At 66.3% G+C, this 23,590-nt stretch carries 24 protein-coding genes; 7 read left to right on the forward strand and 17 right to left on the reverse strand.

The window, feature by feature from the left end:
* Positions 1-4: 4 nt before the first annotated feature.
* The 13 genes from ACZ9C1_RS06335 to ACZ9C1_RS06395 form a co-directional block, all read right to left on the reverse strand.
* Positions 5-478 (reverse strand): type II secretion system protein, encoded by a 474-nt coding sequence (locus ACZ9C1_RS06335; RefSeq protein WP_258600835.1) that lies wholly within the window; start codon positions 476-478, stop codon positions 5-7.
* Positions 475-2,352, reverse strand: coding sequence for a secretin N-terminal domain-containing protein (locus ACZ9C1_RS06340; protein WP_046855690.1), 1,878 nt, complete (start codon positions 2,350-2,352; stop codon positions 475-477). The genes ACZ9C1_RS06335 and ACZ9C1_RS06340 overlap by 4 nt, the downstream gene beginning before the upstream one ends.
* Complete coding sequence (locus ACZ9C1_RS06345; protein WP_102685108.1) at positions 2,349-2,852, reverse strand: hypothetical protein; 504 nt, start codon at positions 2,850-2,852, stop codon at positions 2,349-2,351. Before ACZ9C1_RS06345 ends, ACZ9C1_RS06340 begins: the two co-directional genes overlap by 4 nt.
* Positions 2,852-3,403: a type 4a pilus biogenesis protein PilO gene (gene pilO / locus ACZ9C1_RS06350; RefSeq protein WP_198754290.1), complete on the reverse strand. Its 552-nt coding sequence runs from the start codon at positions 3,401-3,403 to the stop codon at positions 2,852-2,854. The genes ACZ9C1_RS06345 and pilO overlap by 1 nt, the downstream gene beginning before the upstream one ends.
* Positions 3,390-3,932 carry a pilus assembly protein gene (locus ACZ9C1_RS06355; RefSeq protein WP_110704238.1) on the reverse strand — a complete coding sequence of 181 codons (543 nt, stop codon included), beginning with the start codon at positions 3,930-3,932 and terminating at the stop codon, positions 3,390-3,392. The genes pilO and ACZ9C1_RS06355 overlap by 14 nt, the downstream gene beginning before the upstream one ends.
* Before the next feature lies 1 nt (position 3,933).
* Entirely contained in the window at positions 3,934-4,716 is a 783-nt protein-coding gene (locus tag ACZ9C1_RS06360; RefSeq protein WP_139671151.1) for a hypothetical protein, read from the reverse strand.
* On the reverse strand, positions 4,697-6,385 hold the full coding sequence (locus ACZ9C1_RS06365) for a GspE/PulE family protein (protein ID WP_476253758.1): 1,689 nt from the start codon (positions 6,383-6,385) through the stop codon (positions 4,697-4,699). Before ACZ9C1_RS06365 ends, ACZ9C1_RS06360 begins: the two co-directional genes overlap by 20 nt.
* 54 nt (positions 6,386-6,439) lie before the next feature.
* Positions 6,440-6,973, reverse strand: a complete 534-nt coding sequence (locus ACZ9C1_RS06370) for a response regulator (protein WP_476253759.1) — start codon at positions 6,971-6,973, stop codon at positions 6,440-6,442.
* A gap of 238 nt (positions 6,974-7,211) precedes the next feature.
* The gene (locus ACZ9C1_RS06375) at positions 7,212-7,853 is read right to left on the reverse strand and encodes a SurA N-terminal domain-containing protein (RefSeq protein WP_476253760.1); all 642 of its coding nucleotides are present in this window, start codon (positions 7,851-7,853) and stop codon (positions 7,212-7,214) included.
* A 19-nt stretch (positions 7,854-7,872) separates the two neighbouring features.
* Positions 7,873-9,384 carry a cytochrome c/ABC transporter substrate-binding protein gene (locus ACZ9C1_RS06380; RefSeq protein WP_476253761.1) on the reverse strand — a complete coding sequence of 504 codons (1,512 nt, stop codon included), beginning with the start codon at positions 9,382-9,384 and terminating at the stop codon, positions 7,873-7,875.
* 4 nt (positions 9,385-9,388) lie between these two features.
* Positions 9,389-10,045 carry an SCO family protein gene (locus ACZ9C1_RS06385; RefSeq protein WP_277504278.1) on the reverse strand — a complete coding sequence of 219 codons (657 nt, stop codon included), beginning with the start codon at positions 10,043-10,045 and terminating at the stop codon, positions 9,389-9,391.
* The gene (locus tag ACZ9C1_RS06390) at positions 10,042-10,695 is read right to left on the reverse strand and encodes an SCO family protein (RefSeq protein WP_139671166.1); all 654 of its coding nucleotides are present in this window, start codon (positions 10,693-10,695) and stop codon (positions 10,042-10,044) included. Before ACZ9C1_RS06390 ends, ACZ9C1_RS06385 begins: the two co-directional genes overlap by 4 nt.
* The gene (locus tag ACZ9C1_RS06395; protein ID WP_277505614.1) at positions 10,692-12,671 is read right to left on the reverse strand and encodes a cytochrome D1 domain-containing protein; all 1,980 of its coding nucleotides are present in this window, start codon (positions 12,669-12,671) and stop codon (positions 10,692-10,694) included. The genes ACZ9C1_RS06390 and ACZ9C1_RS06395 overlap by 4 nt, the downstream gene beginning before the upstream one ends.
* A gap of 645 nt (positions 12,672-13,316) precedes the next feature.
* On the opposite strand from ACZ9C1_RS06395, the gene ACZ9C1_RS06400 reads away from it, so the two are divergent.
* The 6 genes from ACZ9C1_RS06400 to ACZ9C1_RS06425 all read left to right on the forward strand — a co-directional run bounded on the left by ACZ9C1_RS06400 (position 13,317) and on the right by ACZ9C1_RS06425 (position 18,411).
* Positions 13,317-14,093 carry an ABC transporter substrate-binding protein gene (locus ACZ9C1_RS06400; RefSeq protein WP_102685262.1) on the forward strand — a complete coding sequence of 259 codons (777 nt, stop codon included), beginning with the start codon at positions 13,317-13,319 and terminating at the stop codon, positions 14,091-14,093.
* 24 nt (positions 14,094-14,117) lie between these two features.
* A complete protein-coding gene (locus tag ACZ9C1_RS06405; RefSeq protein WP_102685261.1) occupies positions 14,118-14,807 on the forward strand; it encodes an ABC transporter permease in 690 nt (229 codons plus the stop codon).
* 12 nt (positions 14,808-14,819) lie between these two features.
* On the forward strand, positions 14,820-15,518 hold the full coding sequence (locus ACZ9C1_RS06410) for an ABC transporter permease (RefSeq protein ID WP_102685260.1): 699 nt from the start codon (positions 14,820-14,822) through the stop codon (positions 15,516-15,518).
* Positions 15,519-15,527: 9 nt separating this feature from the next.
* On the forward strand, positions 15,528-16,640 hold the full coding sequence (locus ACZ9C1_RS06415; protein ID WP_476253762.1) for a succinylglutamate desuccinylase/aspartoacylase family protein: 1,113 nt from the start codon (positions 15,528-15,530) through the stop codon (positions 16,638-16,640).
* 19 nt (positions 16,641-16,659) lie between these two features.
* The gene (locus tag ACZ9C1_RS06420; protein ID WP_102685258.1) at positions 16,660-17,424 is read left to right on the forward strand and encodes an ABC transporter ATP-binding protein; all 765 of its coding nucleotides are present in this window, start codon (positions 16,660-16,662) and stop codon (positions 17,422-17,424) included.
* A gap of 81 nt (positions 17,425-17,505) precedes the next feature.
* Positions 17,506-18,411, forward strand: coding sequence for a MurR/RpiR family transcriptional regulator (locus ACZ9C1_RS06425; RefSeq protein WP_476253763.1), 906 nt, complete (start codon positions 17,506-17,508; stop codon positions 18,409-18,411).
* A 127-nt stretch (positions 18,412-18,538) separates the two neighbouring features.
* Here ACZ9C1_RS06425 and katB read toward each other — a convergent pair whose 3' ends face one another.
* The 3 genes from katB to ACZ9C1_RS06440 all read right to left on the reverse strand — a co-directional run bounded on the left by katB (position 18,539) and on the right by ACZ9C1_RS06440 (position 21,931).
* The gene (gene katB / locus ACZ9C1_RS06430) at positions 18,539-20,080 is read right to left on the reverse strand and encodes a catalase KatB (RefSeq protein ID WP_476253764.1); all 1,542 of its coding nucleotides are present in this window, start codon (positions 20,078-20,080) and stop codon (positions 18,539-18,541) included.
* A gap of 164 nt (positions 20,081-20,244) precedes the next feature.
* On the reverse strand, positions 20,245-20,658 hold the full coding sequence (gene arfB, locus ACZ9C1_RS06435; protein ID WP_102685255.1) for an alternative ribosome rescue aminoacyl-tRNA hydrolase ArfB: 414 nt from the start codon (positions 20,656-20,658) through the stop codon (positions 20,245-20,247).
* 46 nt (positions 20,659-20,704) lie between these two features.
* Positions 20,705-21,931, reverse strand: a complete 1,227-nt coding sequence (locus ACZ9C1_RS06440) for an NADH:flavin oxidoreductase/NADH oxidase family protein (RefSeq protein WP_476253765.1) — start codon at positions 21,929-21,931, stop codon at positions 20,705-20,707.
* A 197-nt stretch (positions 21,932-22,128) separates the two neighbouring features.
* Here ACZ9C1_RS06440 and ACZ9C1_RS06445 point away from each other — a divergent pair, with 197 nt between their 5' ends.
* On the forward strand, positions 22,129-23,079 hold the full coding sequence (locus ACZ9C1_RS06445) for an acetoacetate decarboxylase (ADC) (RefSeq protein ID WP_457377712.1): 951 nt from the start codon (positions 22,129-22,131) through the stop codon (positions 23,077-23,079).
* Between the two features lie 32 nt (positions 23,080-23,111).
* On the opposite strand, the gene ACZ9C1_RS06450 is transcribed toward ACZ9C1_RS06445, so the two are convergent.
* Positions 23,112-23,555: a MerR family transcriptional regulator gene (locus ACZ9C1_RS06450; protein WP_476253766.1), complete on the reverse strand. Its 444-nt coding sequence runs from the start codon at positions 23,553-23,555 to the stop codon at positions 23,112-23,114.
* Positions 23,556-23,590: the final 35 nt, after the last annotated feature.

Below are 23,590 nucleotides of genomic sequence, written 5' to 3' on the forward strand. Positions count from 1 at the left end.
GCCGTCACCATTGCCCGTAGGGCACGTTGTTCAGGCCTTTGCCGCTGGCCTTGGAATACACGTCGAACACATCCTCGCCCTCACGCGGGCTGTCGGCCGCGCTGTCGTAGGCGCGCAGGCCCCAGCCGCCCTGGTCGTCGTCCTTGGCGGCGCGCAGCGGGTCGTGGGGGATGCGACGCAGGAAGTAGAACTTCGCACCCTTGGCGCTGCGCACATCGCGCACGCCGTCCACCAGCACCTGCAGGTTCGGCGGATAACCGCTGGCGTTCAGGCGCTTCTCGATGTAGCCGGCGTCGAAGGCGCGCTTGTAGGCGTCGATGGCGTCGCGCAGCTGATACAGGGCCTCACGCAGCTGCTGCTCCTTGCCCCGGCGCACCACGGTCTCGGTCAAGGGCGCGGCCATGGTGGCGAGCAGCCCGAGCAATGCCAGGGTCAGTACCACTTCGATCAGGCTGAAACCCTGCTGGCGGCGTGTCATGGCCGTGGCCTCGCGGCGGCAGGCACCACGGCCATCTGCCCCTCTACCAGCGGCGCCGCGGCTGGCTCGTCAGCCGGGGCGTCGGCGGGCAGCGCGCTGGCCGGCGCCGGTTGCGCCAGTTGGCGCACCTGCAGGGCCGATTCTGTGCCGGTGGCGAACTCCATGTCAGACGGGCTCTGGTAAGGCAGGTTGCGCACGATGCGCGGGGTGATCGCCAGCACCAGTTCGGACTTGCTCATGTCGTCCTTGTTGCTGCCGAACAGCCGGCCCAGGCCGGGAATGTCTCCCAGTCCCGGGATCTTGTTGCCGCTGGCGTTGTGGTCGTTGCGCACCAGGCCGGCCAGCACTTGGGTCTCGCCATCGTGCAGGCGCAGGCTGGTCTGGGCGTTGCGGGTATCGACCTGGACCGGAATGGTGCCCTGGCGCGTGGCCTCCAGGGGCGTGGCGTTGCTCACTTCCAGGGCCACCTTGATCGCCACCTCGTTGTTCAGGTGCACGGTGGGCTGCACTTCGAGCTTGAGGCCGACATCCAGGTAGGTGACGCTTTCGGTGATCACCGGGCCTTGGGTCGAGGGCACCGAGGTGGCGCTGATGATCGGCACCCGCTGACCGATGTGGATGCGCGCCTGTTCGCGGTTGCTGACCCGGATCACCGGGCTTGCCAGGGTGTTGATGTCCTTGTCCTGGGCATTGATCTTGGCCTGCGGCGCCGGCGAGATGCTGATACGGCTGGAGTCGATGCCGCGCAGCTGGTCGAGCACGCTCACCGACTTGCCGTCGCTGGTCAGCACGCCGAAGGTGTTGGGCCATTGCAGGCCGAGGTCGAGGATGCGCGAAGTGGCCACTTCCATCACCTCCACTTCCAGCACCACCTCGGGGTTGGACTGGTCCTGGGACTGCAGCAGCTTCTCGGCCATGCGCACGGCGTCGGGGGTGTCGCGCATGGTCAGGGTGTTGAGGCGCTCGTCGACGAACACGTCGCGGGTCTTGAGCATGGTCTTGACCATGTTCAGCGCGGTGTTGGCGTCGATGCTGGTCAGGTAGAAGGTGCGCATGACCAGTTCCTGGTAGTCCTTGGTCTTCTGCGGCGAGTCCGGGTAGAGCAGCAAGGTGTTGTCGTTGACGATCTTCTGGCGCAGCTGGTTCTGCTCCAGCAGCAGGGCCACGGCATCCTCGATGCGCACCTCGCGCACGAAAATGGTGGCCTTCATGTCCGGGCGCAGGTCTTTGTCGAAGATGAAGTTGATCCCGGCGACCTGGGCCAGCACCTCGAAGATGGTCTTCAGGTCGGCATCGCGAAACTCCAGGGTGACCGGGCGCTCCAGCTTGCTGCGCAGTTGCGGGTAAGGCGTGGCAGTACGGGCCTGGACGTTCTCGATGTCGCTGCGCAGCATCTGGCCCTTCTGGTTCTGCGGGTCGAGGCGCAGCACCTCGCGCATGTAGCGCTCGGCGCCGAACAGATCACCCTGGCGCAACGCCGCCTGGCCAAGGGCGACACGGTCGTCGAGGGTGCGGATCAGCTCCAGCTGGCGGATGCCCTCCTGGGCGCGGCGGTTGTTGGCCTCGATGGTCAGCACCCGACCGTAGCCCATGCGCGCGCCGGCGAAGTCGTGGCGCACGCGGTCGCTGTCGGCCTGGGTCAGCAGCGCCTCGACCGCGGCCTGGCGGCCGTGGGCCAGGGCGATGTTCAGCTCGGTGTCGCGCGGATCTTCGCGCAGGGCTTCTTCCAGGCGAGCGATACCGGCCTCGTACTGGCCTTCCTTGATCAGTTCCTGGCTGTCCTTGCGCGCGGCGCTCGAGCCGCATCCGGCGATGGCCACGCACAGGGCCAGGAGCACGAACGGCGCAGGCTTGCACAACTTCGACGGTTTCATGGTGCGCTCCCGACAGACAGGGTCTGTGGCTGATGCAGTGGCAGGTAGACCAGGCTCAGCTCGGTGGCCGAGACGCGGTCCAGACGGTAGGTGTCGTCGATCACATCGCCCTGGCGCACGACGTAGAGCTTTTCGCCGCTCTGCAGGAAGATCTGCAGGTCGTCGCGCTCACCCATGCGACCGATGAAACGAAACGGCAGCGTCGGGGCGGTAGGTGCGGCGGGCTCCGGGGTGGTGACCACGGGTTGTTCGGTGACGGTGGCCAGGGCCTGGGGTGGGGTCCATTGCTGGCTGGGGAACAGGTCGCGTGAAGGGCTTTTGGCTTCATCGCGGGGCAAGCCCGCTGCCACGTTCGTGGGTGTCGCTTGGGGGCGGGTTTGCTCCGCGACAGGGCCTGCCAGCTCATCCTCCACCACGCCGAACCAGCGCCCCGGCGCCCAGGCCAGCGCCGCGCTCAACCCCAGGAACCCGGCCCACATCACCGCACGCTGAGTGTTCATCACGACCTCGACAGGTAAAGGGTCATGCGCACACGGCCGGTCAGTTCCCGGTCACCGATCCGCTTGCGTTGCAGTTCGAGGTCTTCCAGCACCAAGGTCGGCAGTTGGCCGAGCAGTGCCTTGAGAAAGCCACGGATCTGCGGGTAGCTGCCGCGCACCGGCAGGACGATCTGGTAGCGCGCCAGCTGGGTCTTCGGGTCCACGCCCAGGGCGTACTCGCCCCGGGCCAGGCTGATGCGCTCGGCGCTGGCCAGGTGGTACAGGCGCTCGATCAGCTCGCTGGCCTGGGGCTGGCCGGGCAGTTGCTGGCGCAGGTCGTCCAGCGCCTGCTGCTCGGGCTTGGCCTGCACCTTGAGCTCGCCACGCGCCAGGCGCTGCACCTGGACGCTGGCATCTGCCTCGCTGGCACGCAGTTCGCGCACCGCTTGCCATTGGGGCAGCACCCCGGCCAGGGCGACTGCCAGGGCCAGGCCGCCGACCAGCACCGCGGCCAGCCCTGCCCGGCCCAGGCGCCGCAGCGCTTCATGGACGATCAGGCTACGGACGCGCATGGCCGGTCTCCCAGGTGGCGGTGAGGTTGAAGCGCACCGGATGCTCGACCTGCCCGGCCACCACCTCGTGGTTGAGCAGCGACACGTCCGACAGCTCGGCGCTGCGCTCCAGGCGCTGGTGGTACTGCAGCATGGCCTCGAGGTTGCGCGCCTCGGCACTGATGCGTACCTGGCCTTTGCGGGCGTCGGGGGTCAGGCTGAGCAGCGCCACGTCTTCCTGCGGCATCGCCTCGAGCATGGCGAACAGCTGCTGCCATGGCCGCTGCAACTGCTGCGAGACGCTGCGCATCTGCGCCAGGCGCTCGGCCTGCTCGCGGATCACCGCGCTGCTCTGCCCCGCGGCGGTGGCCGGGCGCCGGCCAAGCTTGAGTTCGAGTTGGTGCACGCGGCCTTCCAGGTGCACCTGCTCGCTCACCAGTTGCTGCTGGGCCAGCACCAGCACGGCCAGCACGGCGCCACCCAGGGCCAGCAACGACCAGGCCAGGGGGCTGCTGTGGCGGGGTTGGAATTCCAGGTCGAGGCGGCGCATGTCAGGCCACCGCCCGCCACATGGCGCACAACGGATCGGCTTCGGCGCTGGCGGCGCACAGCTGCACCGCGGCCAGTTGCGAGGCTGCCGTGCGCCCCGGTGCGTGCAGGTACACCCGAGGCAACTGCTCGCCATACAGTTCGCAGGTACGCTCGATCAGCGCCTGCAGGGCCTGGTCGTTGTCGGCGCAGCCCTGGGCCAGCACCTGCTGCCAGGCACCGCCTGAAGCCAGCAGCAGCACGCTGCGGCGCGGCTCGGCCAGCACGAACAGGAAGTCGCCTTGGGCCAGTTGCGCCGAGCAGCGGTTGTAGGCGGCCATCAGGTACGGCTGCACCGAGCGCAGGCTCAGGCGGCTTTCCCGCCCCAGTGCCTGCAGGCCCTGGAGCAGCGCCTCGGGCAGCGCCGTGGCGATGCGCGCGGCGCCGGCCGGCTCCGGCGATAGAACGATGCGCCAGTCATCCAGAGGCTGCCCGTAGAGGTTCTCGAAACAGGCCCGCGCGTAGGCCTCGAGTTCGCGCGGGGTACCGATGGCATCGCTCCAGGGCACCAGGCAGAAGCGGCTGTAGCGGGCCGAGAGCAGCACGCGCAACTGCGCGCCGCGTGCCGGATGCTCACCCAGCAGCCCGGCCAGGGCCTGGAGTGCCGAGGCCCAGGCCGGCTGGGCGGCGTCGCAGGCGAACGCGCGGCTGCCCAGCCATTGATGCTGCCGGCCGTGCCAATGGCCCAGGCCGACACCCTCGGCGCCGAGCACCGCGCAATACCGATCAGGCGATAAATGTGACACGGTTGATCTCCTCGAGTGTGGTACGGCCATCGCGGACCAGGTCCACGGCCGAAGCGCGCAACAGGCGCAGGCCGCGTTGGCAGGCCAGCTGCTTGATCTGCGAGAGCGGGCGACGTTCGACGATCATCTGCCGCAGGTCGTCGTCCAGGTGCAACAGTTCGGCAATCGCGCTGCGCCCGCGGTAGCCGCTGCCACGGCACTGGCCGCAGCCCTGGGCGCGCACGAAGCGCCAGCCGGCCACCGCATCACGGGTCAGGCCCGAGGCGGCCAGCAAGTCGTCATCCGGGTCGCAGGCCTGCGCGCAGTGCGGGCAGGCCAGGCGCACCAGGCGCTGGGCCAGCACGGCATTGAGCGCCGAGACGAAGCTGTAGGGGTCGACCTGCATCTGGCTGAAGCGGCCGATCACGTCGAACACGTTGTTGGCGTGGATGGTGGTGAACACCAGGTGCCCGGTCAGCGCCGACTGCACGGCAATCTGCGCGGTGTCCGGGTCACGGATCTCTCCGACGAGGATCTTGTCCGGGTCGTGGCGCAGGATCGAGCGCAGGCCGCGGGCGAAGGTCAGGCCCTTCTTCTCGTTGACCGGGATCTGCAGCACGCCGGGCAGCTGGTACTCGACCGGATCCTCGATGGTGATGATCTTGTCCATGCCATGGTTGATCTCGCTGAGCATGGCGTAGAGGGTGGTGGTCTTGCCGCTGCCGGTGGGGCCGGTGACCAGGATCATGCCGTAGGGCTCGGCGGCCAGCCGGCGCAGGGCCTGCAAGGTCTGCGCCTCGAACCCCAGGGCCTGCAGCTGCACGCCGCTGACCTGGTCGGACAGGTCCTGCTTGTCCAGCACCCGCAGCACCGCGTCCTCGCCGAAGATGCTGGGCATGATCGAGACGCGGAAATCGATCTGCCGCTCGCCGATGGCCACCTTGAAGCGACCGTCCTGGGGCACGCGCTTCTCGCCGATGTCCAGCTCGGCCATTACCTTGATCCGCGAGATCACCTGCTCGGCGAAGGCGCTGCCGCTGGCCTTGCCGGCACCGTTGAGCACGCCGTCGATACGGTACTTGATGGTCAGGCCCTGGCCGGTCATCCCTAAGTGGATGTCGCTGGCGTGCAGCTTGAGCGCGTCGTACAGGGTGGAGTTGACCAGCTTGACCACGCGGCTCTGGTCTTCGCTGATGCTGGTCAGCGACAGGCGCTGCAGCGGGTCGGCCTCACTGCCGGGTTCAGCCTCGTGGCCGAGGGCCTCTACGGCGTGGAAGCTTTCCTCGTGGCGGGCCAGGAACGCGGCCAGGTCGGCGGCGTGGGCCAGGTACAGCGGCGCGCCCTGCAGGCGGTCGTCGATCCAGGCCAGGCGGGCGCTGTCGAAGGGGTCGGCGAACACACCGACCCGCTCGCCGTCGTGTTCGACCAGGGCGAATTCGTGTTTCAGGCACTGCGCCAGGCTGACCCGGTCGAAGGCCGGAGCGCAGGCGAACAGGGCCTGGGTGGCGAGCACCGGGTAATGCAGGGTGGTGGCCAGGCGCTGGGTGAAGGTGGCCGGGGTGTCGCTGGACAGGTGTTCCAGGCAGGCCAGAAGACGCTCTTGGCCGGCTTGCTGGCGGGCCTGGGCCAGGAGTTCGCGGGGGTAGCCCCGCGATGGGTCCAGTGGGTCTTTATCGAATGCCTGGGACATGGCCTGCGACTCCGCTCAGGGGCGGCGCCGCGGGCCTGGGGGCCTTGGGCGCCGCTATTCCCCGGTGAGCAGTTGTTCGTCGTCAGGTTTGCCAGGCTTGTCGCCATTGCGTCGGCGGTCGGCCAGGACCCAGCTGCCATCGTACAACTGCAAGGGGAACGACTCGTTCCTGTTCTGGCGTCGTTCGACGTACCCTTCGGCCGGCTGGTCGGTGCTCCTGCGCTGGCGCTCGATGCCCATCAGGTCGAAGACGGCGCGGGCCAGTTCCATCAGCGGGAACGGCTTGAACAGGACATGGGTCACGCCCAGTTCGGCGGCCCGCTCACGGACCTCGGCGGTCGGGTGGGCGGTGATCAGCACGAAATGGCATTGCCTGTTCCTGCGCACGGTCTCCAGGACCTGAAACCCCTCCATGTCGGGCAAGCGGTAATCCAGCACGATCACGTCCGGTACCTGTCTCTCGGCCTCTTCGATACCCGTGGTACCGTCGTGGGCGAGATGGACCTCCAGGCCTTGCGCCTGCAGATAGGCTTGCAGGTTCTGCGCAAGGGTCTGTTCGTCATCGACTACCAATACTCTGTTCACCAAGGTCCACTCCCATGAACTGCCCGGTCTCCCGGTCTGCGAAGTGCGGCCTTGTAGAGGCTTGAGCATGCTTCGTGCCAGGCATGAAAATTCACTGCTTACCGCTTTCAAGTCGCTGATATCGTTGAAGCTCGTCGGTCACCCCAGACCTTGTCGGCTGGCCGTTCCCCATAATCGGGGAAGATGATGGCACATTGCCCTGAAGGGTTTCCCCAACTATGGGGAAAGCCCTGCACGCCCCTCAGTCGACGCGCTCCACTGTAGCGGAATCACGCAAACGTTGGCGTACGGCTTGCCGGGCCTGGGCCTGGAGTTGCGCGACGAGCGCGTCCCTGGCCAGGCGCAGGCCGTGTTCTGGTAGGACAGAAGTATTATCACTTTGGTTCTGCATTCCTTGCAGTCTTTGCCAGTTGGCCTGATGGAAGGCCGCAACTTCGGCGCTGCTGGGTTCTTTGATTGCACTCAGCCGGGCAAAAACCTGCTGGGCGGCCATCTCATGTCGAGTGTAGTCAGCGAAGCCTGCCCGATCGAAGCCGGCTTGCGCCAGGCGCTGCTCGAACACCGCGGGGCTGCCGAAGGCCGCCTCAACCTCGCTGACCCGCGCCGTCACCTGCGCATCATTGATGTCGATGCCCTGGCGCTGGGCCTCCTGCCAAAGCAGTTCCTTGTCGATCAGTTCATCCAGGGCCTGCGCGCGCAGGCGCTGGTAAAGATTAGGGTTGCGGATGCTCGCCACCGCCCGCCCCTGGGCCTGGAGGTATTCGCTGAAGTAGCGTTCGAGGCGTAGCACCCCGATCTCCACGCCATTGACCCGCGCCGCCGGGGTGTCGGCGTGGCTGGCCAGGGCGAGCAGCGACAACAGGCAGGCAATCAGGGTGCGCATGGTGATCTTCTCCTGAATCTCAAGGGCTATCCGGCACCGCTCGGTACGGCGCCACTTCAATGAAACCAGGCCCCGGCAGGCTTACCTCCACCACATGCGCACCTGTCATGCCGTGGCGGCGTCCGGGGCCGAAACCGAGCAACGGCGTGAGGCCAGTATCGATGTCATGCAACTGCTCCAGGGCGACCAGCAACTGCTCACGGCTGGCGTCGCGCCCTATCAGCTTCAAGGCTTCGACCAACAACTGCCAGGCGCACAGGGTAGTGACCTGCAACGATGCCTGGCGCGGCTCCAGCCCCTGGCGCAACTGCACCCCGGCAAGGGTCGCCCGGCCTTGCGCGGTCCAGTCGCCGGGTACGAAGGGATAGGCCAGCAGCACCCGCTGCGACCACGACGGCGCCAACCCCGGCACGGCACCAGCCACCTGGCCCGACGCGGCGAACAGGTAAGGATTGCGCCCGCTTGCTTGCAGGCTCGACGCCAGCGCGGTGAACGCCTGGGCGTGGCCGAGGAAGAGGATACCCTCGCCGTCCGGGGCCTGGCCCATGAACGCCAGGGGCGGCGCGGTAGCGCCCCCCAGTTGAAGCAAACGCTGCTGCAGCACCTGCGCCGCATCGGCCTGCTCTGCGCCGGCATACACCACCCGCAAGGCAGCGGGCGCCAGGCCAAGGGCATCACGGGCATGCAGCGCCACACTGAGCAATTGCGCGGGCACGCCCGGCAAGGGATCGAACACCTGCGCACTGCCACCGCTACGCGGCGTGGCACCGATCAGGGGCAGGCCGGCCTGCTCCAGCTGGCGGCTGTCGAGCAGTGGTGCGAGGGGCGCGACCAGGGCGAACACCCGTTCTCGTTGCGTCAGCGTGTCCAGTGCCTGTGCGGTGCTGGCCGGGTCCTGCCCGGGGTCCAGCGCGACCAGTTGCAGGCGTCGCCCATGGATGCCTCCCTGTTGGTTCAACTGCGCGACACCATCCTCCAGCACTGCCCGCACTGTCCGCCCGGCCTCGGACAGCGGGCCCTGTTCGGGCAGTAAGGTGCCCAGGCGCAAGGTGCCCTCCTCCACGCCGGGGTCACGGTCTTCACCCAGGCGCTTGAGGTAGGCGGTGAGATTGCGTTGGTCGGCCAGGCTCAGGTCGAAGCGTGGCATCGCCGGGTCGAGGCGATTGCCGGCGGGGTCGGTGCCGCTGCGGATGACCCGCGCCAGGCTGGCATCGGTGTAGGCCGGGTAGCGCCGGTTGTTGGCCTCGCGATTGCCGGAGCCAAGGGCCAGGCGTTGCCAGTCCAGGCTCGGCGGGCGCACTCCGCCTTCGCTGCGGCCGCGCCCGTCGTTGCCATGGCAACCAGCACAGGGCAGCACGCTGGCCGGCACGCGCATGTCCCCGGGGCCGACCCGGGCCAGCAACTGGGCGTCGCTGCTGGAGACGCCTTCGCGGTAGAGGCGCTTGCCGGCGAGTTCCTGCTCGCTCAGTTGCACTGCCCCGCACAGGCACCACCACAACAGGAGCAGGACCCACTTGGCAGCGGCGGCCATGATGTCAGCGCCCCGCCAACGGCTGTGCCAGCAGTTGCATGCGCTGGGCGATCGCCGCGGGTGGCGCGTCGGGGCGGATCTTGCTCCAGCGCTTGCCCGCCACGTCACCGGCAATCAACTGCGTCGAGTGCTGCTCGGGGCTGGGCAGGAACTGGCCCAACCGCCCCAGCACCAGGTCGACGCTGGCCTTGTCGCCGGTCAGGAACAGCCAGTTCGGACCATCCACCCCCTGCTTCTGCGCAAACGCCTTGAGTACCTCTGGCGTGTCGTTCAGAGGATCGCTGCTCAGCGACACGAACGTCACCTGCGCCGCCAGTGCCGGGCCCATGGCCTCGCGCACCTCGCGCAATTTGCGGGTGATCAGTGGGCAGGCATCGTTGCAGTGGGTGAAGATCACGTTGAGTATCACCACCTTGTCCTTGAGCACATCGCTGTAGAAACGCAGCTCTCGGCCGTCCTGGTCCTTGAGCACGGTGTCGGTGAACCAGGTCTGCGCATCGCGGGTGCCACCGCCGCTGGTCATGGTCTGCGGCGCCGGTTGTGGCGTCGGCGCGTGGCCCTCGTGGGCGAACGCCACCGAGGCGAGGATCCACAGGCAGGCGCCGAGCACCAGCCAGTCAAGGCTGCGCATGCTGGCATGGCGGGAGGTGTGGGCGCTCATGGCTGTACCTCCTGGCCGGCGATGGCGGTGCTCTTGGCGTGCACGCGACGCGCGCTCAGGCGGTTGACCTCACCGATCAGTACGTTGGGGTCGGTGAAGCCGTAGTAGCGCGTCCAGTGCCCGCTGCGCCCATCACCCACCAGGATCAACGGCGGGTGCTCGCTGAGGTTGGCGCTGAAGCTGCCCAGCCCCTTGAGCGTTTCGCTGATGGCATAGGGTGAACCGGTCAGCCAGCTCCACCCCGGCCCGTGCTGGAATGCCCGGGCGTAACCGGCCAGGCGCCTGGAATCGTCACGCTGTGGATCGACGCTGATCGACACCAGACGGATCTCCTCACCCACCCGCCCACCCAACTGCTGCTGGACCTTGCTCATGATCGACGACACCACCGGGCACACCGTGGTGCAGCTGGTGTAGATGAACCCCATGACCACCAGGTGATCGCCCACCAGGTCCTTCTCCAGGCGCACCGGCATGCCGTCCTGGTCGAGCAGCGCCACATCGGCGAAGCGCACGCTGGCTTTCTCCTGGTGAGCGGCCGGTGGTTGCGCGGGCGTGCCGCCGTGATCGTGGCCGGCGTGGGCCAGCGCCAGGTTGCTCGCCAACAGCAGGCTCAGGCCCAGCAGTTTTCCACCCTGCAGACGGTTCATCGCACACTCCTGGGTTCCCCTTGGGAAGCGGTGGGCGCCTCGGCGGCCGGCAGGACGCGCAGGCTGGTGTAGTTTTCTTCGGTGAAGGCACGCCCGAGGCTCGGCGACTGTACGTGCAGGTACCAGGCGCCGGCCTCGGCCAGCTCCAGCGGCGCCTGGTAGAGCCCCTCGCCCACTTCGACCAGTGCCACGTTGCGTGGCAGCGACGAAGGCGCCAGGAAGTAGCGCAAGCTCAGGTCGCCAAGCCCAGGGCGTGGTTTTCCGTCCTCGCCGAGGATGCGCACCCGGGCCAGGTAGGGGGTGTGCTGCAGCAGCGGCTGGTCGGTGCCGATGAACTCGGCGCGGGCACGCTTGGGCACGCCCGACTGCGGCAACGCCGCGACTTCGGTGCTGAAGCAGTGGATGATCTGCGGCTGATTGAGCAGGAACGCGACGTCGAAGGTGCCGGCGGCCGGCAGCTTCACCGTCGAGCCGTACACCCCGGGCGCCAGCTCGCGCAAGCTGCGATCGATGACCCGCGCGGCGCGGGCCTGGTGGCCGCGGTTGTTGTAGCCCGACATCGGCGCGTTCATGCCCTCGGCGTAGAAGTAGGTGGTGTTGTCCACGGGGTTGACCACGAACACCGAGTTGTCGTCGCGGGAAATGCTCACCCCCTGGGCCAACGGCAGGTCGCCGGCCTGGCGCGGCGCAGCCGGGCCGGCCTCGAAGCCCTGGACGATCGGTTCGCGCCCCTGCCCGAGGCTTGCCAGGTTGATCATGCTCACCTTCGAAGAAGCCAGCCCACGCACATAGGCGTAGGCCTTGGTGAAGGTCAGTTGGTACGGCTCGGCGGCCACCGGTATCCGATGGAGCACCTGGTCGGTACTGGCATCGATCACCAGCGCCTGGTTCTCCAGGGTGTTGAGCACCACGCCATAACGACCATCCTGGCTGAAGCGCATCGGCCCCAGGCCCTGCTCGGCCTTGACCGTGTGGCGCAGGGTGTGGCTGCGGGCGTCGATCACCCGTACCGTGCCCTCCTGGCCATCGACCACGTACACTGCCTGCGACAAGGGCGAGTAAGCCACCGACAACGGATGCGGGCCGACTTCGAGGGTCTTCACCAGGCGCATCTGGGCGGTGTCGATGACGCTCAGGGTGCCGCCGTCGCGGTTGCTGACGAAGGCAAAGCGCGAATCGGCGCTGAAGGCTATCTCGTGGTGGCCGGAGCCGGTGACGAACGACTTGAGCTTGGCCCGGCTGGGCACGTCGATCACCGTCACCCCGCCCTTGGCCGGGTCATGGCTGTTGTTGCCCACCCACAGTAGGCGCTGGTCGGGTTGCAGCGCCACCCGCAGCGGCTGCTCGCCGGCCTCCAGGGTGGCAACGCGGGTGAAGGTCTCGGTGTCGATCAACGCCACCTGGTTGCGTTCGGGCATGGACACGAACACCTGCTTGTCATCGCCGGTGGCCACCCAGTCCATGGGCCGCCCCGGAAGGTCGATGCGCGCCAGCGTGCTGGTGACCCCGCCCACCGACACGGTCGGGTCGATCACCGTCAGGCTGGCGTCCTTGTTCAACACCAGCAGGAAGTAGCTGTTCAGATCGAGCAAAGGACGAGCGCCGATGCTGCTTTTGAGAAACAACGCCACGCGCGCCTTGCAACTGCTGTCGCGGTCGCCGACCGGTGCCGACTGCGCGGGGTCGAGCCAGGCGCCGGGGGCCATGCCCGACAGCGGCTGGCCGCTGGTCTGGTCGCTGACCTTGAAGCGGATATTGGCAAAGTCGCCCTCACGCAGTTCACCGCCGCTGAGGGGGCGCGCCTCGAACTCAACGGTGACGCCATCGCGGCTGAGCGTGTGCAGGGCCTGGGGATCGGCGGCCTCCTGCAGCAGTTCGCGGGGGTCGCACCAGAGCTTTTCGTAGGCCACGCCGAGGCCGATCAGCGCGGTGCCCAGCAGCAAGCCCAGGTATGCAGGGCGCAGCTTGCGGTTCATGCCGGCACGCATGGGGTAGCGCCTTCGAGGGGAATGGTCATGCTGCACCTCCACAGGAATCACGGTTCTGTGGAGGGGGAAGCAAGCGTTATGCCATTAAACAAACGCCCTTAAATCAACGGGTTAGCCAAACAACCCGAGAACATTGGGGAGGCGGCCCCAATACCGGGGGCTGTCTGCCGGGCCCGCGCTTTATAAGAAGACCCTGCTCATTTGCCTGACCCGGCGCCATGCTTGTCCATTCCCACACTCGATCTGGTGGTGCAGGCGAGCCTACCGTTCAGTACACCAACAGTACGTATCAAGCATGAAACAATTGACTTATTCAGGCCATTTTCAGGCAGTTGCAGTACGTACCATGTAGCATCAGCCGAAGGCATTCCGCCCCCAATTCAGCGCAATGTGTCCTATCGATCTCGAGCAGTATCTGGAAACCGCCGGCAGGCTGGAGGCCAGAACGCTGGGTGTGATCCGCAAGATCGAGCAGCTCAGGAAGAAGGACGGCGACCTCAAGGCGAGCGCTGATCTGACACATTTATTTTCACTATATTGATTTGTGATATGAATCGTGTCATTTTCAGGCCGCACCCAACCCATGGTTCCTTTCGGGCCATGGCTGGTAACGCCCCCACCGGAGCCAACAAAATGAATAAAACCGGACTTCTCGGCGCGCTGGCACTCTGTGCCTGCAGCGCCTTCGCCCAGGCCGACGATGCCAGCCTGCGCATCGGCATCGAGGCCGCCTACCCGCCCTTTTCCTACCGCACCCCAGAAGGTGAGCTCGCCGGCTTTGACTACGACATCGGCAACGCGCTGTGCGCGCAGATGCAGGTCAAGTGCCAGTGGGTGATCCAGGAGTTCGACGGCATGATCCCGTCGCTGAAGGTACGCAAGATAGACGCTGTGTTGTCGTCGATGTCGATCACCGAGGATCGCTTGAAATCGGTCGATTTCACCGACAAGTACTACCACACCCCCGGCAAGTTCGCGATGAAGGCCGGCAGCCGCCTGGACACCCCGATGGTGGACCTGAAGGGCCGCAAAGTGGGCGTGCAGCGGGCCTCGACCTATGACCGCTTCGCCACCGAACAACTGGAACCGGCGGGCGTCGAGATCGTGCGCTACGCCTCGCAGAACGAAGCCTTCCTCGACCTGGTTTCCGGGCGCCTGGACGCCACCCTCGCCGATATCGTCAACACCGAGGAAAGCTTCATCAAGACCCCGGCGGGCCAAGGCTTCGCCCTGGTCGGCCCGGACATCGGCGACCCTCACTATTTTGGCCGCGGCGCCGGGATTGCCGTGCGCAAGGGCGACACCGCCAACCTCGCGCGGCTCAACGCCGCCATCGCCGCGATCCGCGCCAACGGCATCTACCAGCAGGTGCAGGGCAAGTACTTCCCGTTCGACATCTACGGCCAGTAACGCCGGCCGACGAGGGTTTTCATCATGCTTCATGGCTATGGATCGAGCATTCTCGATGGCGCCTGGCTGAGCATCAGCCTGGCACTGCTGGCGATGGCCTTGGCCATCGGCCTGGGCCTGTTCGGTGCGGCCTGCCGGCTGTCACCGTTGCGATGGCTGGCGGCACTGGGCGAGGTGTATGCCACGGTGGTGCGCGGCATCCCCGACCTGGTGCTGATTTTGCTGGTGTTCTACGGCGGCCAGGACCTGGTCAACCGCCTGGCACTGGCGCTGGGCTACGAACAGTACATCGACATCAACCCGTTCGTTGCCGGGGTGTGCACCATGGGCTTCATCTTCGGCGCCTACCTCTCGGAGACCTTTCGCGGCGCCTTCCTGGCGATCCCCAAGGGCCAGGCCGAGGCTGGCGCCGCCTACGGCATGAGCGGCCTGCACGTGTTCTGGCGGATCAGCCTGCCGCAGATGGTGCGCCTGGCGCTGCCGGGCTTCACCAACAACTGGCTGGTGCTGACCAAGTCCACCGCGCTGATCTCGGTGATCGGCCTGCAGGACATGATGTTCAAGGCCAAGAACGCCGCCGACGCCACCCACCAGCCGTTCACCTTCTTCCTCGCCGTGGCCGCGCTGTACCTGCTGCTGACCAGCGTGTCGCTGCTGCTGTTGCGCGGTGTTGAACAACGTTACTCGGTCGGCTTCAAAGCCGCCGAACTCTAGGGGAGCTGCCCGATGACGCTCGACTATCAACTGATCTGGCAGAACCTGCCGCTGTACCTGAACGGCGTTGCCCTGACCCTCAAGGTGCTGCTGATTTCGCTGGCCTGCGGCCTGGCGCTGGCGATCCCCCTGGCGCTGATGCGTGTCTCGCGCACGTGCCTGCTGGGCTACCCCGCCTGGCTCTACACCTACGTGATCCGCGGCACGCCGATGCTGGTGCAGCTGTTCCTGGTGTACTACGGCCTGGCCCAGTTCGAGGCCGTGCGCCAGAGCCCGTTGTGGCCCTACCTCTCCAGCGCGACGTTCTGCACCTGCCTTGCCTTCGCCCTCAACACCAGCGCCTACAGCGCCGAGCTGCTGGCCGGGAGCCTGCGCTCGACGCCCCGGGGCGAGGTCGAGGCTGCCCGTGCCATGGGCATGTCACGGTTGACGCTGTACCGGCGCATCCTGCTGCCCTCGGCCTTGCGCCGCGCCCTGCCGCAGTACAGCAACGAAGTACTGATGATGCTGCAGACCACCAGCCTGGCGTCGATCGTCACCCTGGTGGACATCACCGGGGCGGCGAAGACCTTCAACGCACGCTATTACCTGCCTTTCGAGGCCTTCATCACCGCCGGGCTGATCTACCTGGCCCTGACGTTCATGCTGGTGCGCCTGTTCAAGCTGGCCGAGCGCCATTGGCTGGCCTACCTGGCACCGCGCAAGCACTAAGGAGCTTTCATGCAGCACATTGACCATACCCTGCCCTGGAGCGCCTGCGGCACCGAGCGTTCGCTGCGCGTGCTGCGCTTTGGCAACGGCCCGCGCAAGGCCTATATCCAGGCTTCGCTGCACGCCGATGAACTGCCCGGGATGCGCGTGGCCATCGAACTCAAGCGCAGGTTGCTGGAGCTCGAGGCGCAGGGCCTGCTGGACGCGGTGATCGAACTGGTGCCCCTGGCCAACCCGATCGGTATCGGCCAGATGTTCCAAGCCACCCACCAGGGCCGCTTCGAGTTCAATAGCGGCAAGAACTTCAATCGCGATTTCCCGGCACTGACCGAAGCGCTGGCCGCGCACCTCGAAGGCCGCCTGGGCGGCGATGGCCAGGCCAACGTCACGACTATCCGCCGGGCCATGCTCGAACTCCTTGATGAACTGCCCGCGCCACACTCGGAGCTCGATGGCCTGCGCCGCCTGCTGCTGCGCCATGCCTGCGACGCCGACCTGGTGCTGGACCTGCACTGCGATTTCGAGTCGGTGATGCTGCTGTACGCCATGCCGCAACACTGGGCGCAGCTGCGTCCGCTGGCGGCTCGCCTCGGCGCGCAAGCGGCGCTGCTGGCCGAGGGCGCCGGTGGCGATGCCTTCGACGAGGCCTGCGCCGCGCCCTGGCTGCACCTGCGCGAGTACTACCCTGATGCCGAGATCCCCCTGGCCTGCGTTGCGACCACCATCGAGTTGCGCGGCATGGCCGACACCGGGCGTGAGCAATGCCAGGCCAGCGCCGAGCAGATCCTCGGCTACCTCGCCGACCAGGGCATGATCCGCGGCCCCTGGCCGGCCGCCCCGCAACACTGCTGCCAAGCCACGCCCTTCGCTGGCGCGCAATACGCCTACGCCGAGCACGCGGGCGTGGTCAGCTACCTGCAGCCGCTAGGCGCGCTGGTGCGCGTGGGTGATCCGCTGTTCGAAGTGCTCGACCCGCTCAGCGACCGCCACAGCGTGGTCAGGGCCACCACCGACGGCATCCTCTATGCCCGTGAACGCCTGCGCTTCGCCCAGCCCGGCCTGTGGCTGGCCAAGGTTGCCGGCAACACCTCCATCCGCCAAGGTCGCCTGCTCAGCGACTGAACCCTGCGAGTACCGTCTGATGAACAAACTGCATATCCACGAGTTGCACAAAAGCTACGGCAACCACCAGGTGCTCAAGGGCGTTTCGTTGCAGGCCGATGCCGGCGACGTGATCAGCATCATCGGCTCCAGCGGATCGGGCAAGAGCACTTTCCTGCGCTGCATCAACCTGCTCGAGCAACCCAACGCCGGGCAGATCCTGGTCAACGGCGAACAGCTCAAGCTGCGCGAGTGCCCCCGTGGCGGGCTGCGCGCGGCGGACCCACGCCAGTTACAGCGCCTGCGGGCGCGGTTGAGCATGGTCTTCCAGCACTTCAACCTGTGGGCGCACATGAGCGCCCTGGACAACGTCATGGAAGCCCCGGTGCACGTACTCGGCATGAACCGCAAGGAAGCCCGCGAGAAAGCCGAGCACTACCTGGCCAAGGTCGGCGTCAGCCATCGCCGCGACGCCTACCCGGCGCACATGTCCGGTGGCGAGCAGCAACGGGTGGCCATTGCCCGGGCGCTGGCCATGGAGCCCGAGGTGATGCTGTTCGACGAACCGACCTCGGCGCTCGACCCGGAACTGGTCGGTGATGTGCTCAAGGTCATGCAGGACCTGGCCCAGGAGGGCCGGACCATGGTCGTGGTCACTCACGAGATGGGCTTTGCCCGCGAGGTGTCCAACCAGCTGCTATTCCTCCACCAGGGCCTGGCCGAGGAACGCGGCGACCCGCGCGAGGTGCTGGCGCGGCCGCAGTCCGAGCGCCTGCGCCAGTTCCTCGCCGGCAGCCTGAAGTGACCCCCGTGGCGCGCTGTGGCGGCCCGCCGCAGAGCGCCTTGGGATACACTACCCGGCAATTCACAGGGAGCCTCGCGCCGGATGTCGAGCCATACCAAGAACACCACGGTCTACGCCGCGCCGGTCATGCGCAAGCTGTCGGAGAGCCTGGCCGAACTGCCACCGTCGTTGCGCAAGGTCGCCGAGTACATCCTGCGCCACCCGCTGAAGGCCGCGACCCTGACCATCGAGGACATGGCCCAGGCTACCGCGACCTCGCCGGCGGCGGTCAATCGCCTGGCCAAGGCCCTGGACCTGGGCGGCTACAGCGGCATGAAGGCCGAGCTGGTGAGCACCCTGCAACAGATGGTCTCGCCGGTGGACAAGCTGCGTAACGAGCTGGCCCAACGCCCGGGCGGCGACTTTGGCTTGCATGAGCAGATCCAGAGCGCCACCAGCAACCTGGCGACCACCGCCAGCAACAACCAGGCCGATGCCTTCGAGGCGTTCGTCGACAGCCTGATCGCGGCGCGCAAGGTCTACGTGCTGGGCTTCGGCAACAGCGTATACCTGGCCGGGCTGGCCGCCTCGACCCTGGTGCCGTTCTGCATGGACACCTGTGCCATCAGCATGGAAGGTGGCAACGAGAATGCCGCCTACCGCCTGGCGGCGATCACCGAGCAGGACGTGCTGCTGGCCATCGCCCTGCCACGCTATTCGCAGGACACCCTGCAACTGTCGCGTTTCGCCCATGAGCGCAACGCAACGGTACTGGCGATCACCGACTCACCCGCCTCGCCGCTGGCGCCCATGGCCCACCATGTGTTGTACGCGCCCGCCGATCATCCGGTGCTGACCAGCTCCAACATCGCCGTGCTGGCATTGATCGAAGGGTTGGTGGCCGGGGTCATGGCGCGCAACAAGGAGGCGGTGAAACTGGCCACGGAGCTGACCGAAAGCGTGATGTCGTATCTGCATGTGCCGGGTGACAAGCTCACCAGAAAATAAGACGCGCCGGACAACATGGTCGTCGTGCGGGAACGGATTTACCGGTGGTCGCGGCGATCCGGCTGCCCCGATGAATCCGTTCCCGCAGGTTCATGTCATGTCAATGGATCTGGGCAGCAGTGGCCGCTCAGTCCTGCAGCTTCGCCGCCAACTGCCGGACCCGCTCGAGGTCGGCCTTGGCCACCTTGGCCAGGCCGGTGCCGTAGTCCGCATCCGCCTTGTAGAAGAACGACAGCATGATGTAGCGGCTCTCCTCATCTGCGGTCGCCAGGGCCTGGCCGAGGCTGTTGATCAGGTCGGTCTGGTCCTTCTTGCCGTAGGAACGGAACAGCTCGCCCGCCTGCTTGAAGTTCTGCTCGCGCTGGATCCTCGCCTGCTGGGTGCTGCCGCTCAGCGGGGTCTGCACATAACGGGCGTCGGCCTGCTCGTCACGCAGCTGGCGACGGCTCGGCTGGTAGTTCACGCCGCTGTCGGTGTGCCCGGCGTTCATCGCGCCATCCTGGTTGACGGTGTTGACCTCGGCACGCGGGCGGTTCACCGGCAGGCTCAGGCCATTGGCGCCAACCCGGTACATCTGGGTATCGGCGTAGGCAAACAACCGTCCCTGGAGCAGGCGGTCCTCGGACGGTTCGATACCCGGTACCAGGTTCGACGGCGCCATGGCCACCTGCTCGGTCTCCTGGAAGAAGTTGTCGACGTTACGGTCGAGCACCATCTGGCCAATCTTGCGCTCCGGCACGTCGGGCCAGATCTTGGTCGCGTCCAGCGGGTCGAAGTCGAACTTGGCCAACTCCTCGGGCTTGAGCACCTGGATGTACAGGTCCCATTTCGGCAGCTTGCCCTGGTTGATCGCGCCGACCAGATCGTGGGTCATGTGGCTGTAGTCGCGGCCCTGTACCTGGGCGACCTGTTTCGGGTCGAGGTTCTTCTGCCCTTGCAGGCTCTTCCAGTGGAACTTCACGTAGTGCACCTGGCCCTTGGCGTTGACCAGCTTGTAGGCGTGCACGCTGTTGCCGTCCATCTCGCGGTAACTGGCCGGCGTGCCTTCGTTGGAGTACAGCAGGGTCAGGGTGCGGGTAGCTTCCGGTACATGGGAGAAGAAATCGAAGCGACGCGAGTCGTCATCGAGGTTGCTCCGTGGGTCGGGCTTGAAGGCGTGAACCATGTCCGGGAACTTGATCGCGTCGCGGATGAAGAAGGTCGGGAAGTTGTTGCCGACCAGATCCCAGTTGCCGTCGGCGGTGTAGAACTTGGTGGCGAAGCCGCGCGGGTCACGCAGGGTTTCCGGCGAGTGATTGCCGTGCACCACCGAGGAGAAGCGCACGAACACCGGGGTCTTCTCGCCGGGGCGGAACACCTTGGCCATGCTCAGCTCGCTGATGTCGGCACTGGCGGTGAACTGGCCATGGGCACCGGTGCCGCGTGCGTGCACCACGCGCTCGGGGATGCGTTCACGGTCGAAACGCTGCAGCTTCTGCAGCAGTTGCACGTCCTGTAGCAGCACCGAGCCGTTGGGGCCGGCAGTCTGTGAGTTCTGGTTGTCACCCACCGGCGCGCCGTTATCACGGGTCAGGGTCGCGGCCTGCACGGACAGTGACAGCAGACTGGCGGCGAGACTGCTCGCCACCAGCAGGCGACCGGGTTGGAACAGCTTGAGCAAAGGGATCATGCGGTACTCCTAAAGGTTCTTTCAGGCGTCTTGATGCGCCTCGAAAAGGGTAAGTAGCCCGTGACCGATCCCTAAATTGATCCTGCTCATCAGTGCAATTGGTAATTTCAATCCTGTTTTTTATTCATGAATGCTACAGGCAGGCATAGGTGGCCTGGCCAAGCTCAGAAGTCCACCTTGCCGCGCCCCGCCTTGATCGTGCCGCGCTTGGACTTGGAGTCGAGGCGGCGGGTCTTTGAACCGAGGGTCGGCTTGGTCGGCCGGCGCTTCTTCTCGACCTTGCCGGCGCCGATGATCAGTTCGGCCAGACGCTCCAGGGCGTCGATGCGGTTCTGTTCCTGGGTGCGGTACTGCTGGGCCTTGATGATCAGCACGCCGTCAGCGGTGATGCGGCTGTCACGCAATGCCAGCAGTCGCTCCTTGTAGAAGGCGGGCAGCGACGAGGCCGCGATGTCGAAGCGCAGGTGCACGGCGCTGGAGACCTTGTTGACGTTCTGGCCGCCGGCGCCCTGCGCGCGAATATAGCTCAGCTCGATCTCGGCATCCGGTACCTGCACGTTGTTGGAGATGGTCAGCATGGTGTGCCTCTTGTGATAGCCCGGCCATTATCACATCTCCTTGGCTTCACTGCCGCGCCATGTGCCGCCGATATTGCCTGGCACGGGCGGCGTCGCTCCATTGCTGGCGCAGCAGCGCCCACCAGGGCGCCACCTGCGGATCGGGCGCCTTGGCTTCGCTCAGCCTGCGCAACTGGAACTTGACCATCGCCATATTGCCCAGCGAGGCCAGCGCCTTGTTCTTCCAGGTGATCGGGCGCAGTTCCGGTACCGCCTCCTCCCCCGCCTGCCAGTCACGGGGCAAGGCCGGCGCGATGGCCAGCGCGGTACCGATACCGACCATCTCGACCCCGCTGTGCACCACCTGCTCGGCGACCGGTCGGCGGCGGATGCCCCCGGTGACCATCACCGGCATCTTCGCCACCGTGCGGATGTCCCGGGCGAAGTCGAGGAAGTACGCCTCGCGCGCCAGCGTGCGGCCATCCCTGGCCTGGCCCTGCATCGCCGGGGCTTCGTAGCTGCCACCGGACAGCTCCACCAGGTCGACCGCCAGCTCATTGAGCAGGGCCACCACCTGCCGCGCATCGTCTGCGCTGAAGCCGCCGCGCTGGAAGTCCGCCGAGTTGAGCTTGACGGCCACGGCGAAGCCGGGGGACACCACTGCACGCACCGCCTTGACCACCTCCAGCAGCAGTCGCGCGCGATTTTCCAAGGCGCCGCCCCACTGGTCGGTACGCTGGTTGCTCAGGGGCGAAAGGAACTGGCTGAGCAGGTAGCCATGGGCCGCGTGGATTTCCACCCCACTGAAACCCGCCTGCTCCCCCAGCCGCGCGGTGTTGGCAAAACGGCGGATCACATCGTCGATTACTTCGTGGGTCATCGCCCGCGGGGTGGAAAAATGCCTGGACATGCTGCCCAGGTCCAGCGCCACGGCCGACGGGCCCCAGGTTTCCTGGCCCAGGCTCGCAGGCATCTGCCGGCCGGGGTGGTTGATCTGCAACCAGAACTGCGCACCCTTCGAGCGGCCGATGGCGGCCCACTGGCGAAAACGCGCCAGGTGCCGGTCATCCTCCAGCACCACGCCGCCGGGGCCGGTCATGGCGCGGTTGTCGACCATGACGTTGCCGCTGATGAGCAGGCCGGCGCCACCCTGCGCCCAAGCCTTGTACAAGCGCATCAGTCGGTCGGAGGGCGCATGGTTGGCGTCGGCCATGTTTTCTTCCATGGCGGCCTTGGCAATGCGGTTGGGAATGACCGCGCCATTGGGCAGGGTCAGGGGGGAGAACACGTCCATCGGCAATACCTCAACAAGTAGGTGCCGCAGACGTTAGCTTTAAAGTCAACTTTAAGGTCAAGCCCTGAACCGGCAAAAATTTCGCCATTGACTCTCAAGTTGGGTTGAACGTTAGGGTGATTACGCAGCCCCGACATCATCTACCCTGGAGATACAGCACCGTGAAACTCGGAACCGCCACCGCCCTGGCCGGCGCCCTGCTGATACCCGTCACCCACGCCGCCAATGGCCTCCCTGAGCACGCCACCACAACGCAGATCGACATCGCCGGGCACCCGGTACCCGTGCTCAAGGGCGGGCTGTACGACCGTTACCGCTCCAACCCGCCGCTGCCAGTGATCCAGGCCGAGGCGCCGGACATTGACCTGAGCTGGTTCAAGGGCCTGGAGAAGACTCGGGTCGACATGGGTTTCGCGTCGTACTCGCCGAACTTCTACTACCGCAACAGCCGTGTCACCGCCGTCTACACCGCCGATCTCGAACGCCTGCGGGCGCTGATGCCCGCCGCCGTGCTGGAGCAGGTGCAGCCCCTGCAGGTGTGGCTGGGGCGCGGCCTGGTGGCGTTCACCGCCTACACCTACGACTACTGCGACAACGACAGCTACAACGAGGTGGCCGTGTCGATCATTACCAACAGGCCCGGCTCAGCGAACCTGGGGCCTTTAAGCCTGGTGCGACAATCGATGGCCAATGATTTCTGGGGCTATGTGCTCAAGCTGCCGGTCAACACCGAGCTTGCTCGGGTGCGCGGCGTGGTGGGCTACAACCTGCCCAAGTGGCTGACCGGGATCGACCGGCGCGAGGATGCCCAGGCGGTGACCTACGATATCGTCGATGCGCGAACCGGCAAGGTGGATGTGGTGTTCAGGGCCAGAAAGCTCGACGGGTTGTCCCACGAGCCAGGCCTTGTGACCAACAGTTTCACCAACCTCGATCACCAGAGCCGGTTGGCCTACGGCTACGCCACCTCGCGGCAGGTCAGCCATGCCTCCAGCATGAAGGCTGATTCAGTGGAACTGGTGCTGGGGGATGGCGAGCTGTCGCGCTATATCCGTGACCTGCAGCTGGGGCGGATGGTCAAGTACGAGTATGTGCCCGAGTTCCAGAGCGCGCTGTATGCGCCCAAGCCATTGGCGGCGCTTGACTGAAACGATGCAGGCCCCCTGTGGCAGCGGCGCTGCTACAGGTCCGCGACCCGCGCCTTTTCCTGGGCCATTTCCTCACGCAGCCGCTCCAGCACCCGCTGCGAATTGTCCACGCACTGCATGCCTTCGGGCTTGCTCTCGATCCCTTCGATCACCAGCAACAACTGCGCCTTGTTGCGTGCCAGGCGCGCCTGCAGGCGTTCGATTTCCTCGACCTTGCGCCTGAGCCCACCGAGCAATTCATCGTGCTGCCAGCCCTTGGCCTTGGCCTTGGCCGGCAACAACTGGCGGATCTCCTCCAGCGAGAACCCGGCGGCCTGGGCGTTGGTGATCATCTCCAGCACCCACACCGCTTCGGCGTCGTAGTCGCGGTAGCCATTGGCCTTGCGCTCGACCGAGCTGATCAGCCCACTGGCCTCGTAGAAGCGGATACGCGAAGGGGCCAGGCCCGTAAGCTTGGCCAGCTCTCCTATTCTCATGCGGCACCTTTGCAAATGCATTGACCTTGAAGTGC

Source organism: Pseudomonas sp. TE21435 (genome assembly GCF_056279265.1).